The 15,691-nt window shown below is 43.9% G+C and carries 15 protein-coding genes; 8 read left to right on the top strand and 7 right to left on the bottom strand.

The window, feature by feature from the left end:
- Window positions 1-49 precede the first annotated feature (49 nt).
- From K5Q73_RS11190 to K5Q73_RS11200, 3 genes are all read left to right on the top strand, one after another.
- The gene (locus K5Q73_RS11190; protein ID WP_259650720.1) at window positions 50-1,195 is read left to right on the top strand and encodes an HlyD family secretion protein; all 1,146 of its coding nucleotides are present in this window, start codon (window positions 50-52) and stop codon (window positions 1,193-1,195) included.
- Entirely contained in the window at window positions 1,185-2,255 is a 1,071-nt protein-coding gene (locus K5Q73_RS11195) for a DUF2955 domain-containing protein (RefSeq protein ID WP_220759946.1), read from the top strand. Before K5Q73_RS11190 ends, K5Q73_RS11195 begins: the two co-directional genes overlap by 11 nt.
- A 255-nt stretch (window positions 2,256-2,510) precedes the next feature.
- Complete coding sequence (locus K5Q73_RS11200) at window positions 2,511-3,095, top strand: hypothetical protein (protein ID WP_220759948.1); 585 nt, start codon at window positions 2,511-2,513, stop codon at window positions 3,093-3,095.
- Window positions 3,096-3,174: 79 nt separating this feature from the next.
- Here the strand turns inward: K5Q73_RS11200 and K5Q73_RS11205 are convergent, their stop codons facing one another.
- The 5 genes from K5Q73_RS11205 to K5Q73_RS11225 all read right to left on the bottom strand — a co-directional run bounded on the left by K5Q73_RS11205 (window position 3,175) and on the right by K5Q73_RS11225 (window position 6,791).
- Window positions 3,175-3,618: an OsmC family protein gene (locus K5Q73_RS11205; protein WP_220759950.1), complete on the bottom strand. Its 444-nt coding sequence runs from the start codon at window positions 3,616-3,618 to the stop codon at window positions 3,175-3,177.
- Between the two features lie 251 nt (window positions 3,619-3,869).
- The gene (locus K5Q73_RS11210; protein WP_220759951.1) at window positions 3,870-4,325 is read right to left on the bottom strand and encodes a hypothetical protein; all 456 of its coding nucleotides are present in this window, start codon (window positions 4,323-4,325) and stop codon (window positions 3,870-3,872) included.
- Between the two features lie 189 nt (window positions 4,326-4,514).
- The gene (locus K5Q73_RS11215; RefSeq protein WP_220759953.1) at window positions 4,515-4,841 is read right to left on the bottom strand and encodes a DUF3325 domain-containing protein; all 327 of its coding nucleotides are present in this window, start codon (window positions 4,839-4,841) and stop codon (window positions 4,515-4,517) included.
- Window positions 4,842-4,844: 3 nt separating this feature from the next.
- Window positions 4,845-6,488: a PepSY domain-containing protein gene (locus K5Q73_RS11220; RefSeq protein ID WP_220759955.1), complete on the bottom strand. Its 1,644-nt coding sequence runs from the start codon at window positions 6,486-6,488 to the stop codon at window positions 4,845-4,847.
- A 3-nt stretch (window positions 6,489-6,491) separates the two neighbouring features.
- Window positions 6,492-6,791, bottom strand: a complete 300-nt coding sequence (locus K5Q73_RS11225; RefSeq protein WP_220759957.1) for a hypothetical protein — start codon at window positions 6,789-6,791, stop codon at window positions 6,492-6,494.
- Window positions 6,792-7,391: 600 nt separating this feature from the next.
- Here K5Q73_RS11225 and hpf point away from each other — a divergent pair.
- The gene (gene hpf, locus K5Q73_RS11230; RefSeq protein ID WP_220759959.1) at window positions 7,392-7,748 is read left to right on the top strand and encodes a ribosome hibernation-promoting factor, HPF/YfiA family; all 357 of its coding nucleotides are present in this window, start codon (window positions 7,392-7,394) and stop codon (window positions 7,746-7,748) included.
- A 328-nt stretch (window positions 7,749-8,076) separates the two neighbouring features.
- Here the strand turns inward: hpf and K5Q73_RS11235 are convergent, their stop codons facing one another.
- Both K5Q73_RS11235 and K5Q73_RS11240 read right to left on the bottom strand, forming a co-directional pair.
- Complete coding sequence (locus K5Q73_RS11235) at window positions 8,077-10,005, bottom strand: monovalent cation:proton antiporter-2 (CPA2) family protein (protein ID WP_220759961.1); 1,929 nt, start codon at window positions 10,003-10,005, stop codon at window positions 8,077-8,079.
- Window positions 10,006-10,007: 2 nt separating this feature from the next.
- The gene (locus K5Q73_RS11240; RefSeq protein WP_220759963.1) at window positions 10,008-10,628 is read right to left on the bottom strand and encodes an NAD(P)H-dependent oxidoreductase; all 621 of its coding nucleotides are present in this window, start codon (window positions 10,626-10,628) and stop codon (window positions 10,008-10,010) included.
- Between the two features lie 371 nt (window positions 10,629-10,999).
- Here K5Q73_RS11240 and K5Q73_RS11245 point away from each other — a divergent pair, with 371 nt between their 5' ends.
- From K5Q73_RS11245 to K5Q73_RS11260, 4 genes are all read left to right on the top strand, one after another.
- Window positions 11,000-12,211, top strand: coding sequence for an NnrS family protein (locus K5Q73_RS11245; RefSeq protein ID WP_220759965.1), 1,212 nt, complete (start codon window positions 11,000-11,002; stop codon window positions 12,209-12,211).
- Window positions 12,212-12,363: 152 nt separating this feature from the next.
- On the top strand, window positions 12,364-13,776 hold the full coding sequence (locus K5Q73_RS11250) for an ammonia-forming cytochrome c nitrite reductase subunit c552 (protein ID WP_220759967.1): 1,413 nt from the start codon (window positions 12,364-12,366) through the stop codon (window positions 13,774-13,776).
- 201 nt (window positions 13,777-13,977) lie between these two features.
- On the top strand, window positions 13,978-14,463 hold the full coding sequence (locus K5Q73_RS11255) for a hypothetical protein (protein WP_220759969.1): 486 nt from the start codon (window positions 13,978-13,980) through the stop codon (window positions 14,461-14,463).
- 38 nt (window positions 14,464-14,501) lie between these two features.
- A complete protein-coding gene (locus K5Q73_RS11260; protein ID WP_220759971.1) occupies window positions 14,502-15,509 on the top strand; it encodes an AraC family transcriptional regulator in 1,008 nt (335 codons plus the stop codon).
- Window positions 15,510-15,691: the final 182 nt, after the last annotated feature.

A 15,691-nucleotide genomic window follows, 5' to 3' on the forward strand; every position in this document is an offset into this window, starting at 1 on the left:
GTACTAATCGTAATTAGATACAGGCTTATCGGCGACTAAAGGGATGAGTATGACTGAAGAAAAGGGTGTGGCTGTAAGCGAGGACGTTACAAGAAGTGAGCAGAGTAACGAGCCCGAGCAAAGCGAAAATAAAAAGAACAATAAAATTCGTAAAGCTACTAATATCATCTTAATTGTCGTTAGTTTTCTATTTGTTTTTCATCTCATTGCTGACCGATTTATCCCGTCAACGGATCTCGGTCGCATTCGTGGTTATGTGGTTCCCATCAGCCCTCAAGTGTCCGGTGAGATAATTGATATTTTAGTTGAGCCTAACACCTTAATAAAACAAGGTGACGTTCTCGCTAAGATCAACCCTCAAGATTATGAAATCGCGCTGCATCAGGCAGAGCAATCACTCAAAAAAGCCGGGCAAAATGTTGGTGCCCAAACAGCCAATGTTGCAGCCGCTCAAGCTAAGGTCACCAATGCTCAGGCCAATTTAACCAATGCTCAAGTTCAATCTAAGCGTATTTTTGCCATGGTTGATAAAGCGGTGATGTCTAAGGCAGATGCCGATAATGCAAGAGCCGAGTTAACTAAGGCTGAAGCAGGCGTTGCCAGCGCTAAAGCTGATTTAGCCAAAGCACAGGAGCGTTTAGGCGCCGAGGGTGAGAATAATACCAATGTTAAATCTGCATTATTGAGTCTAGAGAAAGCTCAGCTAGATTTAACCCGAACTTCTATTACAGCTCCAACCAATGGTGTCGCGTCTAACTTTCGATTAAAAGAGGGCATTTACGCCAGTGCAGGTCAGCCTGTGATGACCTTTATTTCGTCGGAAGATGTATGGATTGAAGCTTACTTTAGGGAAAACAGTTTAGGTAATATGCAGCCAGGTGACAAAGTAGAGTTTGCCCTCGACTATGCACCAGGAGAGGTCTTTCAAGCAACGGTTGGCAGCATAGATTACGGTATCGACTGGGGCCAGAGCGAGCAGACTGGAAAATTAGCACAAGTCACAGGTCAAACGGGCTGGTTACGTCAATCTCAGCGTTTCCCTGTTACTATTGTATTGCCTGCTGATGAAGCGGTGGGCTTAAGACGAGTCGGCGGCCAAGCCGATGTAATTGTCTATACCAGTGACAGCAGTATCATTAACCTCTTTGGTAAGTTCTGGATCCGCCTAGTAAGCTGGTTCTCTTATGTCAGATAGCAATCAACAGCAGAGCTCGATTGCTTCAGCAAATAGCCAAAATGCGACTGAAGAGGCCATTTATACTCGTAGGGTATTGCGTTTTACCCTCGGGATAGGCCTTGCGGTAGCCGTGTCAGCCATTTGGGCTTGGCCGTTAGCCTTTATCGTCCCGGTATTTGTGGCTAAGTTTTTGGTTGATAGACAAGAGCCGACAATGCAGACCGTGTATGAGTTGCTTATCTCCATGATCTGTACCATAGGCTTAGCCTGGTTAGTGAGTTTTGGACCGACGCAATACCCTATGGTGTTATTGCCATTGCTCGCCATGATGATGCTGTGGGGCTATTACTTATTTAGCGATCCTAAGTGGAACTTCTTCGCCACCATTTTTATTGTGGCGACCTTGCTGCTGCCATACTTAAGTTTATTACAGCCCGGCGCGGCGATAATGGTGGGGGTCGGCTTGAGCTTTTCTGGCGTAGTGGCAGTGACTATCTTTGCATTACTGCATGCCTTGTTGCCGGACCTTTCTCCTCAAAAAGAGCAGTTAGCTAGCGCAGAACAAAGTCACGATGAGCGAACCCATGAGGCATTTCGCGCGCTAATTATCGCTTTCCCGGTGATCTGTTTCTTCTATTTCCTCGAGATCTCAGGTGCGCTACTGACCATGATCTTTATCGCCATCTTATCCTTGCAAGCTGCAGGGGCTAAAAGTATTAAGGTGAGTTTGTTTTTGCTGGTGACCAATGGAATTGGCGGCGCGTTAGCCGTGGTGTTCTATAACTTGCTCACCATAGTCCCTGAGATCCAATTTTATATTGGTATGTCTATGTTAGCGGCTTTGTTTTTTGGCCAAAAAATCTATGCAGAGCCGGCTAAAGCCCCTCTTTATGCAGGGATCTTATCGGCACTACTTGTGGTTGTGGGCTCAACGGCATCATCGACCGATAAAGATGTGGCAGTCAATTTTTACCTGAGGATCTTGCAACTATTTTTAGTGGGCGTTTACATGATTTTCGCTTCTTTCTTTTTAGAATCTAGAGACTGGAAATTCTTAAAGAAGCGTAACAGCTTATAAAACAAAAGTTATTAACTGTCATTAAATGGCAATTACTGAGTCAGTATAAGCGGTAGTATGGAGATCAGATCACGTAAAGTTGAGTATCCCCTTTGAGATTACGCTTGGTTAAGGGGCGGTTAAGCAAAATTTTGTTATATAACTGAATCAATGACTTGGTTCATATGCTATATGTTAATGGCGCAGAGTATTAATCAGTAGATATCACAGAGAGAGTGCATCGGCCACTCAACATTTATCGATAAGGATGAAACAATGTTTCGACTAAATAAACTTAAACTAGCAGCAGTAGCGCTACCAGTATTACTTGTTGGTTGTGCAACAGGTGACACCCCTGAAGCAAAGAAAATGCATGCGAGAGAAGAAACGCAAGCAGCACTTCAGGAGATCTATACCGAGCATCCAGCGGCTAAAACAGCGGTTTCTAATTCGGTTGGCTATGTAGTTTGTACTGGTAGTAATAGCTATCTGTTTGCCTTATCGACCGGTGGGGGGATCTGTGTTTTACATGAAGGCGGCAAGGTTTCTTACTACCGCTTTGCAACGGGCGGTGTAGGCGCGGGTATTGGCTGGAAGCAAATGGCGTTTGTTCAAGCCTTTACTGAGCGTTCGGCATTAACACGCTTTAAAGAGTCAGGATATGAAGGCCAAGCTCAGGCTGAGGCAAGTGCTGAATACGAAGGAAGTGGTGATCAGGCATCGGCAAACCAGTCTGTTGACGTGTCAGGGGTGAAGACTTATCAAGTTAACTTGATGGGCGCTGCGGCTCAGGCAACGGTACAAGGTTATAAATATTGGGAAACCGATTTTACCGATGATTTTGTCGAAAATGATGGCTAGAGTTTAGTCATTGCCCGGTATTAAAAAGCTAGGTTTTTACCTAGCTATTTTTGTGGCTTAATGGTCACTTAAAAGGTACCTATTTGATCTCGAATACAGTCTCAGGGCTTAAGCTATTAGCAATAAAACAGTTACTGTGAGACTTTTCATGGATCTTGTCTAGCACCTCTTGTTCGACTTCAGTCGAAAACTCAATCTTTGGGTTTAAGACAATTTTACTGACAAAGATTTTTCCTGCTGAGTTCTTACCAAGTTCTGCATAGGCATTATCTTGATACGAGACAATGGGTAAGCGTTTTAGGTGTGCAATTGTCAGGAAAGTTAACATATGGCAAGAAGAAAGCGCCGCCAATAGACTTTCCTCAGGATTAACATTCTCAGGATTACCGCTATATTCTGGTGCGGAAGAACCGTTAACTTGTTGGCCACTGCCAAAGGTAATTTGATGATCGCGACAAAACTTTTGTGGATCGTTTATAGGCTCCTCAGGGGCGGTCCAACAGAGGTTGATTTTAAAGCTCATAAGGTTAACTCATTTAATTCGTGAATAACTCGCGCTGCAGGGTATGACTAGGTTTAAGCGATTTGGCTAGGATTTGCTAGTTAAATTGCAGCAACTTCAAAATAATTAAACGAAAGTGTACTCGCACTAAAGAGGGCGAGAGTTTGATTTTAATCAAAAGCATCACGGTTGTGTGTTAGTGAGGGGGATTACAGGGGGAAAAAGCTTTGCTATAAGAACTGAGTCAAACTCCCTTGAATAAGGAGGCGTCGCTAATTACTCTCCATAGAGTTTTGGCTTGTTTTTACGTAGATTTGCATGTTAGCAATCTGGTGTTGTTGGGACTTAGCGTTCACTGTTGCTGCCCGAGCATCATCATTTTTAGACAGGTAGTAGGCTGTGGCTGGAGAGATACCACTGTTGCTGCCAGTGGCGATATTCGCCATATCAGCATAGATTTGATACTGCACCATTGCTTTTTTATATTGCACATAAGCTTCGGCTTTCTCACCATTATTGGGTCGTTCACTTGGATCCGGACGTGTTTGCGAAGGTTGAGATATAGGGTCTTGATTGCTTAACGCTATCGCTTTAGAACTGAGAGTTAGGGTGTCAGTTTGTGCTGTTAACTTAGGTTCTTGATTAGCTTGATAGCACATGTTCTGGCTATGATTTGGAACGTTTGACGGCGTAGTCAATTGTTGCGAGCTGTGGTTTGAAACAAGCATCATTTCTCTAAGTCAGTTTTAAATATGTCAACACCTTAGCGCTAGTTAGCTGTATGTAAGCTGAATCATTTTACGTCAGCTTTCATTCCCTGCTTATCAGATAGAAAACAGCCTTTTGTGCGCGCTTTTATTGCGATGCAAAAGGCTGCTTTATTTGCTAAACCATAGTGATATTAGGCCGCTATATTTTTAGTTAAAGCCCACCAAAACGGAGCTTAGTAGAGTACTTAGCGCCATAGAATAAGGCAGAAACTTAGCGCGGTAGCTTAAGGTTAGAATGACCAATAGCCCTGCAAAGGACAAAAACCCGAAAAACAAAATGCTACCGTAAGCGCCTCCGAGGCTTGTTATGCAGCCCCAATAAGTGCCTGCGATGGCGAGCCAACCTGCAAGATATAAAACCTTAGCCTGTGTTGGGCTAGGAGCACTACCAAAAGTATCTCGGTAGTGTGAAAACATGGCCAGCGCTAATAAGCCAAATGCAAGGTAGCTAAATCCTAAAAGACTTAAAATCACCGCTTATACTCCTTCTTTTGTCGCTGATGAGGTGTCGACTCTTAGCTGATTATTCTCACAGCGTGTACGCACGGTTCTTTTAGATATGACATCTTGTTTAGCACCAAGTTTCGTTGTCGCGAAAATAAGTGATAAGCCAATCACTACGCACATTAAATCAAATCCCACTAAAGGCCACTGCTCTTGTGCAATGTTACTTAATAGGTCGCTATTTGAGGTCAGTGCGTTTAAGGCTGGAATGGCAATTAGGCTGGTAGCCGTTACCGTCATAACAAGGCGCCAGGCGCTAAGCGTACGGTTAAAACAGGCTATTAATCCCACAAAAGCGAGTGCGATAAAGAAGCTATTAACTTCCCATTGTGCTCGATTAACTAAATCCACAGGTAGCAGACGATTAGCGTAAAAGAAGCTCGCAGTGGCTAAAGGCAGACCAGTAATAAAGGTTAGGTTGAGTCCTTCAACTAGGCGTAGGCCCAAACTGGCTTTGTGACCTTGTTTAATTTGCTTTTGTTGTTTCTGACGGATCTTAACCGCCCAGAGTAATGTGCCAGTTGTAATCATGGCGCAGCCTAGGATACCGCTAATGAAAAATAGCACGCGCAGTATTGGCTCTGCGAAACGTCCGGTATGCAAGGCTATTAAAGTATCATGAGTGTTATGTGCACCCGAGTCAGGCTCTATACCGGCATTGAGTAATTCGGCATTGGTACCGTTAAAGGTTATTGCCGTTCTTCTGTCAGTCACTGCTTCACCGGTCTCTTTGTAGAAATTAACTCGGCTATTTTGATCGCTCGGGTTATTAACAACGACTTGTTTAAGCTGAGCATCGCCCCAGATATTTGTTACCTCGGGTAATAACGCATTCAGAGATACGGTTTGCGCTTCAATGCCTACAGGTTTAACGAGTACTCTGCTTGGTCTTAACTCCTTACTAAAGGCTTTAAAGTCGCCATCATAGGCCGTAATGACCCCCCATGGCATATACATCACCATCAGCGTTACAAGACCTGTATAGGTGATCATCAGGTGATAAGGCAGAGCAAGTACCGAGCTGACATTATGGGCGTCTAACCATGAGCGACTGCCTTTGTTACGTCTAAAGCTGAAAAAGTCTTTAAAAATACGCTTATGGATCACTACGCCGCTAATCAGTGCTAAGAGCATAAACATGGTACAAAAGCCGACTATCCAACGAGCGACTTTAGCTGGCATGTAGTGCAAGTCAAAGTGCAAACGATAGAAAAAGTGCCCGCCTTTTGATTCACGTACCTCTGTGACCAGCTCCTCGGAGTCTGTTTTGACAATATGCTCAATAAATTTACCCCTACGCTGACCGTCCTTTGGCTGTGTTTGCCAGCTGTAACTCATATAAGGCTTGCGGTCGGTAGGGAAATTTACTCGCCAGTCTCGCGCGTCTGGAGCATGCTGTTGTAGATAGCGTTGAGCGCGCTCAAGTTCATTGCTGACCTGGGTAGCATCATACTGTTGGAACACATCTTTATGCAGTTCTGGTTTGCTCCACAACGTCATTTCATAACGGTAGTAACTTAATGTGCCAGCAAAAAACACCAGTAATAATATCCAGCATACGAGTAAGCCAACCCAAGTATGCAGCCAAGTCATGCTGCGAAAAAAAGTCTCTTTCATTGTTTAACCTATTGCCAGAATAATCAGGTAGACAAGCCCACTAAGTAACACAAGATCGCTTATTGCACGCCAATGGCTTTGTACACTAAAGGCCCATATAGCTGCACAGGCATAAACTGCAAATGACAGCATCATTGCGGCTAATACGTTATCAATAGGGGAGAAGGGCAGTGCTAAGGCGAGAGCACTCGATACAGTGGCTGCTAAAAGGTAGCCTGCAAAAATAGCAGATAAGGCACGGCAGCCAATCTTCACTCTGTCTGAATTTAGAGTTTGAAGTAAGTTTATTTTTGTTGTTTGCACTTAGGCGTACACCTGTTTGACGTAAGTTTGGAAAGCACATTATGAAAGTGATGGCATTTTACATTAAAACCTGTAACTGAGAACTGTTTTCATTCGTGTTTACTTTGTCAGCTTGTAAACTTGCGATATAGCTCGCACTTTCTTAAGCGTGAATAGTTGCTCAAATAAGCGCAGACAGGGTTAAGATTTGATGGCTACGACACTATCAATATGTGAATGGTTTTGCGCGTAAGTGTCTGATGGGAGGTAAACATCAAAATAAAATTAAATTTATTTGATAAAAGAGTGATAAAAATCAAGCTAAAGCATTTTTTTTTGTCTAAATTAGTAGAGGTATAACGAGGTTAGATTGCTGTTTGCTAATACTCAGTATCCTTATGAATGCCACCGTTAGCTTATGTTTTAACCATAGTTAACCGGTCGCTTGATTAAAATTATCAATATAACAAAATGTGTACTTCCCCTGTATATACTGGGCTACAGCGAATTATTAGGATAATTTCTTCAAAATTTTGTATAAATTATTTTTAATAAAGCTTGTAATTTAAAGCGAAAGCCTCAAATGTATTAGGTAAGAAGTCATTGTAAAAAGGAAAACCTATGAAAATAAATCTTTCTGGTCACCACGTTGAAGTTACAGACGTTGTTAGGCAGCATGTCCAAGAGAAGTTTTCGAAGATAGAGAGTCATTTTCCAACCCTGATCGCTTTAGATATTATCGTTTCGAAAGAGCACGGCGAATTCCAGGTTGAAATTAGAACTAATTATGAGGGAAGTCGAATTTCGGCGTCTGGTAATGATCCAGTTATGTATCCCGCGATTACCAACGCAGCTAAAAAACTCGATGCGGCACTAAAGCATCGTAAAGGTCAACTAAAGGCAGATCTACATTCCAAGCCTGTTGTGACGACACCAGAGATTGCACATGAGAAAGTTCAAGAGATGAACTTAGTCTAATCTCCAAAGATAGATTCTTGTCACCAGACAAAAAATCACAAGCCCTCGCTACCTAATGGTAACGAGGGCTTTTTTTAACTGTTTTGTCAACATGTTCCATAGCAACAAATACTCGGCTGCATCCTACTCACAGTAGAGGCTAAATCGTTTACTTTAAACATCCTTACACTAGACCACTAGAACCTCAAAACCACTAGATACAAAACCTCAAAGCCTCAAAGCCTAAGCCATACTCCAAAGCCTTAAAGTTCGGTAAAGGGTCTGTGTGTGGCAGTCGTTGCAAATAGTTACGACATGGGCTGGTGGCCTATGTCGTTTGCTATCGGGCTTAATCGCTTTCGGCTTTAGAGAACTCAGTATGATTCTCCTTAGGCGGTGGCGTCCAGCTACGCTCTATTTTAGAAAAGCTGCGATAACGTTCGTCCTTCATCGCCTCGCTTAGGGTTTCTTCAAGCTGAATAAACATATCGCGGTAATGAACTAGATATTTATCGTCTTCGGTGAACTGCTTCCAAGCCTCATACAGAGTATCTTTATGAGTCGTTTCGGTCTCATAGAAAGTCGCACGTTGTTGCTCAGCCTTAAACGGGTGTACGCCAAGTCTTATCAGGGCGTGTTTACCTAGATTGAGCGCTGAATGGAAAGTCTCGCTTACCATAAAGTCAGCCCCAGCATTACGAAGACGATATAGGTGACGTCGATCAAAGGCACGAGCCATCACAATCACATGGGGGTGGCTATGCTTGATGTATTCGACTAAACCAACGGCTCGATCTGGGTCATCAATGGCAATAACAAGCATCTTAGCCTGTTCTATACCCGCAGTATGAAGTAGATCAGGCTGAGTGGCATCGCCGTAATAGCTTTTGGTATTGATTTTACGCAAGTTTTCGATTTGCTGAACCTCATGGTCCAATACCACAGTCTTAACGCCATTCGTCACCAGCAGGCGATTAACTATCTGACCAAAACGGCCGACGCCGGCGATAATCACAGTGCCTGTCTCATCGATATCGTCTGGCTCTCGAGTATTTTCTGTTTTCTCGTAGCGAGGCAAAATAACTTTATCAAATAGGATGAACAAACCTGGTGTGAGGAACATAGATATGGCGACGACTAGCGAGAGTAATTGCGCTAGCTCTGTAGGGATCACATGATTTTGTACTGTGTAACTTAAGAGCACGAAACCAAATTCACCGGCTTGGGCTAGGCTTAGGGCAAACAACCAGCGGTCACTGCCCCTGATCTTAAAAATAAAAGCCAGAACGAGTAATACTAAGGCCTTAATGACAATGACTCCTGCTGTCATCGCCATCACTGGACCGATATTACTGAACAGCACGTCGAAGTTGATGCCTGCGCCAACAGTTATAAAAAATAGCCCGAGTAATAAGCCCTTGAAAGGCTCAATATTAGACTCAAGCTCGTGTCTAAATTCACTGTTTGCCAACACAACGCCCGCAAGGAAGGTGCCCAGCGCCGGAGACAGACCTACCAAACTCATGAGGGCTGCAATACCGATAACGAGCATAAGCGCGGTGGCTGTAAAAATCTCTCTAAGTCCTGAGCTGGCGACATAGCGAAATAACGGACGACTTAAATAATGACCGCCTACCACAACGCTGGCGATGGCCATTAATACGACTATCCCGTAAGCCCAACCGGGCAGACCTGCGACGAGTGACAGCTCTTCATGGTGCTCTGCCGCACTTTGGGTGACCGATTGTGCTTTTTCCACCAGCTCAGGCAAAGCAAGAAGTGGGATAAACGCTAGCATAGGGATTACGGCGATATCTTGAAACAAGAGTACTGAAAAGGCATTCTTGCCGCCTTCAGTTTTGGTCAGACTCTTCTCATTGAATGTCTGCAGTACAATAGCCGTTGAAGACAGAGAAAAAATCATCCCCACTGTGAGGGCTATGCTCCAGCCATAGCCAAAACTCAGGGCAATACCCATCACGACTAAGGTAGAAATCCCTACCTGAAGCCCGCCTAAGCCAATAAGTTTATTACGCATGTTCCAGAGCATTTTGGGCTCAAGTTCAAGACCGACCAGGAATAACATCATGACTACACCAAATTCGGCAAAATGCTGCAGTGTATTGGTCTCCGCACCGACTAGGCCAATAATTGGCCCAATCACAACACCTGCCATTAAATAGCCGAGCACTGAGCCTAGGCCGAGGCGTTTAGCGATAGGCACGGCGATAACGGCGGCGCATAAATAGATAAAAGCTTGAATAAAGTAAGCTGTCATTATTAGTGCTCCTGGATCAATTGGTCGAGGTGACCATTCAATTTATCGAGAGATAGCGCTCGCTCTATATCAAATCGGCCCTCACTGAGTGCTGACAGGGTTCGCTGCCACTTTTGTACGTGAGTATCGACCCTATTCTCTTCATAGGCAGAGCGGGCGCAGAAGAGCGCAAAAGGCGCTAAGAAATGCATACCGGTTAGGTTAGCCATCTGCTCTAGGGGGCGTAGTAACTCTCTAAGGGTAAAGTGATTGTAGCCATCTTCATTGTAGGCGGCTTCGCTACCGCCAGCGCTAATCGCACACAGAAAGGTTTTTCCACATAGGGCTTTGCCTTTAGTGCCGTAGGCAAAGTTGTACTCTAAGACCAGATCTTGCCACTCTTTTAAAATTGCTGGGGTGGAATACCAGTACAGTGGAAACATAAAGACCACTATGTCGTGATCTCTAAGTCTTTGTTGTTCTTTGTCGATATTGATCCTGAAAGTGGGGTATTCACCATAGAGATCAACTGCAGTCACGTTCGGCTGTAATTGGGTGGCTTTAAATAATGGGGTGTTGATTTCAGATCGTTCTTGAGAGGGGTGAGCATAAAGGACGAGGATTTTTTTTGCCGCGAGTACCATTTCTATCCAACCAGATTACATAACAGATTGTTATTCAATCTAGCATAGACAACAAGATGCGCTAAATGTTTTTAGGAAGAAGCCTCGATAGTGACTTGAGAAGAGCTGATGGATTCGTTGCGTTACATGCAGCGTATTGCTCGCTGTTATTATGTAACGGTTGATATAACACTGCGGAGAATAACAGCGGCCTAAGAATAAGTTTATTCTTACTAGCTACTCATAAAGATATATCTTTAAAACAGTCAGATAGCTACATTGGTCACAGAAGCTATAATCTAAATCAATAGTGATTGTTATCACGAATATGCGCATATACACTGACGGATAAATTAAAGCTGTATTTCAAATACGTGTTTATAGGGTGGACCATGTTGAATATTGACGATCCAAAAGAGACGGAAAAGATCCCGGCCATTTTTCGCTTAGGGTTTAGACCCTTTTTCTTAGGTGGTGCAGCGGTTGCCATGCTATTCGTTCCTCTCTGGTTACTGACCTGGTTTTATCCGCAATTCAGTCTGTTCCAAACCGACTTCTGGGTGAAGGTCGTGCCGTTATGGTGGCATCCCCATGAGATGCTATTTGGTTTTGCATTGGCAATAGTCTGTGGCTTCTTGCTGACGTCTGTACAGACATGGACTAATCAGCCCGGCATGAAAGGTTGGGCTTTGGCACTGACTTTCTCTTGTTGGCTCTTAGCAAGGCTGGCTCTGCTGTTACCGGTTTCTATTCCTCTGTGGCTACCAGCATTACTCGACTCTCTGTTTCTAACCTTCACTGCTATTAAGCTTTGGCGCTGCATTTATAAAGTAAAGCAATGGCACAATATTGGGTTTCCTATAATGCTGTTTGTGGCGATGCTGATTAACCTTTTAAGCTATTACGCCCTAAGTGAGAGAGATTTCTCTCTGAGTCAGAATATTTGGCAAGCTATGTTGTGGTGGTTGGGTTTACTTATCACTATAGTCGGTGGACGTGTGATCCCATTCTTTACCGCCATTCGTATTAAACAAACCAAGCCAAATCCAATTGCCGTAATAGATAAAAGCTTGATTGCTATTATGGTTTTACTTGTGGTGCAAGCAATTAGCCAAGTGATGCCCAAAGGGCTAGAACAGGTATTATTGTTTACTGCAGCAGCACTTCACTTTGTAAGGTGGTCGCGCTGGTTTCCCCATAAAACACTAAAAGAGCCTATGTTATGGTCGTTACAAATTGCTTATTTGTTTCTTCCCATTACGCTATTTTTATTAGCTTGGAATATTAATGACTCAATGGCTTATCGCCATTTACTGCACCTATTTGCCATAGGTACGCTGGCAGGGATCTGTTTGTCAATGATCTCAAGAGTGTCGTTAGGCCACACCAGTCGCAATATATATGAAGGGCCGAATATGGCTGTCGCATTCGCTTGTTTGCCCGTTGCAGCCATACTGCGCTCGATAATGCCAATCATCGCGCCAGCTCAGTACCAGCTGTGGCTATGGTTAGCGGGGGGATTATGGTCGTTGGCGTTTGCTATGTTTGTTGGCAATTACGCAGCAATTTTATCTAAGCCACGTGTTGATGGTCGACCTGGATAGATTTACGCTGCTAGTTTTCCTTCATTAGCTTGAGCAAGAGGTAATTCAACATAATCAAATGGCTGGTGGGGGAATAGCGAGTTAAAAAAGCTTAGTAAAGCAGCTTAAAAAGTTGAACAATAAGAACGTAGATAAGGTAGATAGAGAACCAAATGACAGTAAACAACCTGATAAAAATGGCTGGGGCAGTATCGTTAGCCTTGCTGATGCCAATAACGAGTGTGCAAGCGGCTGATAATGCCAATGCTCAGACTGCTGCAGCAAAGGAACAGCAGCAAAGAGACAAATCACTACGGGCTCAATTTCCGGTTCAGTATCAAAGCTGGCAGGAAACTTCGGAGCAAACAGAGCGTGAAGACATGCTTGCTAGCTATCCCGCAGCGATTATTCTATGGGCGGGTTCGTCATTTGCAAAAGAGTACAATAGCCCACGAGGCCATCACTTTGCGGTTGCCGACGTAACCCATACATTGCGCACTGGCGTACCGCCAAAAGACGGTAAAAAGGGGCTGTCGGCCAGCTGCTGGACTTGTAAAACACCCGATGCACCAAGACTGATGAAAGAGTTAGGCGTTGAAGGGTTTTCTGCCAAAAATTTTACCGATGTTGGCACTGAAGTGAATAGCGTGGTCTATTGCACCGATTGTCACGTAGACGGTAAGGCTGAGCTTGCTATGCCTCGTCCGCACGCCCAAGATGCAATGGCAAAAGTACATCTCCCATTTGATAAACAAGATGCCAATATGCAAGGCGCGCAGACTTGTGGTCAATGCCATGTGACTTACTATTTTCAGCCTGAACGCAGCGATAAAGTGAACATTCCGTGGATCTTCGGTAACAACGTTGATGATATCGAAAAGTACTACGATACTCGCCGTTTCTATGAGTGGATCCATCCAATATCACAAACGCCGATTTTAAAGGCGCGTCACCCTGAGTTTGAGCATTGGAGCCGCAGTAAACACGCAGAAGCTGGTGTAACTTGTATCACTTGTCATATGCCAGAAGAAACAGATGCTAAAGGTAATACTTTTACCAGCCATAAGGTGAGTAAAGCCTTGGATCACTTTGATACGGTTTGCCAAGGTTGCCATACGAGTGAAAAGACGATTGTTAAATCACTTGAGAATAGCAAGGCTGAAATTAACGCTAAAGCCCGTGAAGTTGAAGGTTTATTAGTTAAAGCCCACTATGAAGCGAAAGCGGCTTGGGATGCGGGCGCGACATGGCCGCTGATGAATGACGCTATTATGGCTATTCGTCATTCACAATGGCGTTGGGACTTTGCCATGGCTTCGCACGGTCTTTATGCTCATAATCCTGAAGAAGGCCATGCATTGCTAGATATGTCGATAAAACAAGTCAACTATGCTCGCTCATCGCTTGCTGAGATCTTGAAGAAATTCGAGGTCAATAACGTAGCTTACCCAGATATCACCACTAAAGAGTCTGCACAAAAAGCGGTTGGTATTGAGCTTGATAAACTAACAGAGCAAAAAAAGCAGTTTATCAAACAAGAGGTCGATAAAAATTGGTCAGAAGTGACCCGTTATGGCTATGAATAAGCATTAAAAAAGCGATATATTTTTAGTTTTATATTAAAGGCTCAAAGGTTCTCCTTTGAGCCTTTTTTTGTTGGCGTACTTAGATGACAGTGCTAAGTCGAGCTGATAATCTGTGTAGTGAGTGAATTTCATACAGAGTGTTTGAGTGTTAAATGGAACATAAATAACTGACTTACCGCTAACTAAGAACTGGGACTGAATATGCAGAATAATTTTATGTTAAGTGCTTTAGTGTTTACTTGCTTAGTATTTTCAAGTTCCAGTTTTGCCTCAACAAGTTTGAGTGATTCACAGCTTAAGCTGAAGGCAGAGGCATTTGTGGCGGCGAAAAATGCTAGGCAGAAGCCAGATAGCGCAGTTACTGATATTGACCACTATTTGAGTTTGTTGTCAGAGAGTTTTATCGATGAATATGTGCACTATAAGGTTACTTTCGCTGCCGATAAAACCAAGTTACGTGCCCGTTTGATTGAGAAAATGAAACATCAAACACTAGAGAATCAAGTTATTTTGCAGCAGATGATTATAGGGCCTAACGTGGTGGTGTTAAAACTGGCGGAAAAAGGAAAAATCATACCTTCGGGACAGGATCAGGTTCTGGATATCAATCGAGTCAGCGTTATTACTTTAGAATTTGATAAGCAAGGCTTTATCAGTCATATACGGCGGCACGGTGAGTCGTTGTGAGTTGAAGAACATTCCTAATCAAGAGGCTGTGATGAGTCTTGGATAACTACAGCACGATTGCAGCTTGGTCTTTGGCGATTGCACGGGCATTAAGCGTCAGTAACATTGAGCCTAGCGCTTTGTTTAAGCAAGTCGGTTTAGATCTTGATGAGTTAGAAGCTCAACCCGATGCCAGAGTCGATATCGACAAAATGACTCGGCTTTGGCAAGCTGCTGAAAAGGCATCAACTTCTGCGGCTTTTGGGCTAACCGTTGGCCGTTATGCATATCCAATGCATTTTCATAACTTGGGTAAGCTATTAATGGCGAGTGACTCATTAGCGCAAGCCTTCGAAGCATTGCCTGACTATTCAGCGCTGGTGAGCAATGGTGGCCAGATCCGCTTACAGCGAACGCCACACATGCTTGGGCTGACGATTAGCCCATTAAAAGGCGTTGAAATTAGCGAATTAGCTATCGATGCGTTCTTTAGTAGCCTAATGCAGCATGGTAAGCAGATGGTAGGCCACAGTCACTTTGTGCGTAGAGTCGAGTTAATACGTCAGGAACCTAAGTCTTCCAAAGCCTGGCAAGCGTGTTTCGGTTGCCCTGTGGTAATGAATGCGTCAGATAATTGCATGTGGATGGACAGAAGCATACTAGAGCAAGCGGCGCTGACCAAAGATCCGTTATTGGCTAGGTCTAATGAAATTGCCGTGCGACAATATCTCGATAATATGCAGGCTTTGAGCTGGAGGCAGAAAACCAGCCAAGGGATCCACGCAAGCTTACTGAATCAAGAGCCTACGGCGGCTAAAATTGCGCAGATGTATAATATTAGTGAGCGCAGTTTAGGCCGTTACCTGCAGCACGAAGGCACGGGTTTTAGAGAGTTACTCAGCCTTAAGCGTCAAGAACTTGCTCATCATTATCTTACCCATACCGATATGTCCATTAGCCTGCTATCCGATACTCTAGGCTATAGTAGCGTGAGTAATTTCACTCGTTCATTCAAGTCCTGGCTGGGGGTTAGCCCTTCGCAATATCGTCAAACAATCCGCCGCTAACCAATGAAAACTTGCTCACTAAAAGCCAAAGTTAACGCCCATATCTAAAAGTCTATTGCTAAAGTCCATAGCTAAAAGCCCAAAATTAAAAGCCTGTTATTAAAACCTGCCATTTAAGCCCATAGCTAAATTCACTGTTTAAGCAGCCGTTACACGCTGTAGTTAAACGCAGTCGAAAAATG

Source organism: Shewanella sp. MBTL60-112-B2, assembly GCF_019655055.1.
GTDB lineage: Bacteria > Pseudomonadota > Gammaproteobacteria > Enterobacterales > Shewanellaceae > Shewanella.

What these genes read in the sequence shown, in the direction of transcription:
- K5Q73_RS11190 (WP_259650720.1), top strand. Translation starts at nt 50, where the DNA reads ATGACTGAAGAAAAGGGTGTGGCTGTAAGCGAGGACGTTACAAGAAGT.
- K5Q73_RS11195 (WP_220759946.1), top strand. Translation starts at nt 1,185, where the DNA reads ATGTCAGATAGCAATCAACAGCAGAGCTCGATTGCTTCAGCAAATAGC.
- K5Q73_RS11200 (WP_220759948.1), top strand. Translation starts at nt 2,511, where the DNA reads ATGTTTCGACTAAATAAACTTAAACTAGCAGCAGTAGCGCTACCAGTA.
- K5Q73_RS11205 (WP_220759950.1), bottom strand. Translation starts at nt 3,618, where the DNA reads ATGAGCTTTAAAATCAACCTCTGTTGGACCGCCCCTGAGGAGCCTATA.
- K5Q73_RS11210 (WP_220759951.1), bottom strand. Translation starts at nt 4,325, where the DNA reads ATGCTTGTTTCAAACCACAGCTCGCAACAATTGACTACGCCGTCAAAC.
- K5Q73_RS11220 (WP_220759955.1), bottom strand. Translation starts at nt 6,488, where the DNA reads ATGAAAGAGACTTTTTTTCGCAGCATGACTTGGCTGCATACTTGGGTT.
- hpf (WP_220759959.1), top strand. Translation starts at nt 7,392, where the DNA reads ATGAAAATAAATCTTTCTGGTCACCACGTTGAAGTTACAGACGTTGTT.
- K5Q73_RS11235 (WP_220759961.1), bottom strand. Translation starts at nt 10,005, where the DNA reads ATGACAGCTTACTTTATTCAAGCTTTTATCTATTTATGCGCCGCCGTT.
- K5Q73_RS11240 (WP_220759963.1), bottom strand. Translation starts at nt 10,628, where the DNA reads ATGGTACTCGCGGCAAAAAAAATCCTCGTCCTTTATGCTCACCCCTCT.
- K5Q73_RS11245 (WP_220759965.1), top strand. Translation starts at nt 11,000, where the DNA reads ATGTTGAATATTGACGATCCAAAAGAGACGGAAAAGATCCCGGCCATT.
- K5Q73_RS11250 (WP_220759967.1), top strand. Translation starts at nt 12,364, where the DNA reads ATGACAGTAAACAACCTGATAAAAATGGCTGGGGCAGTATCGTTAGCC.
- K5Q73_RS11255 (WP_220759969.1), top strand. Translation starts at nt 13,978, where the DNA reads ATGCAGAATAATTTTATGTTAAGTGCTTTAGTGTTTACTTGCTTAGTA.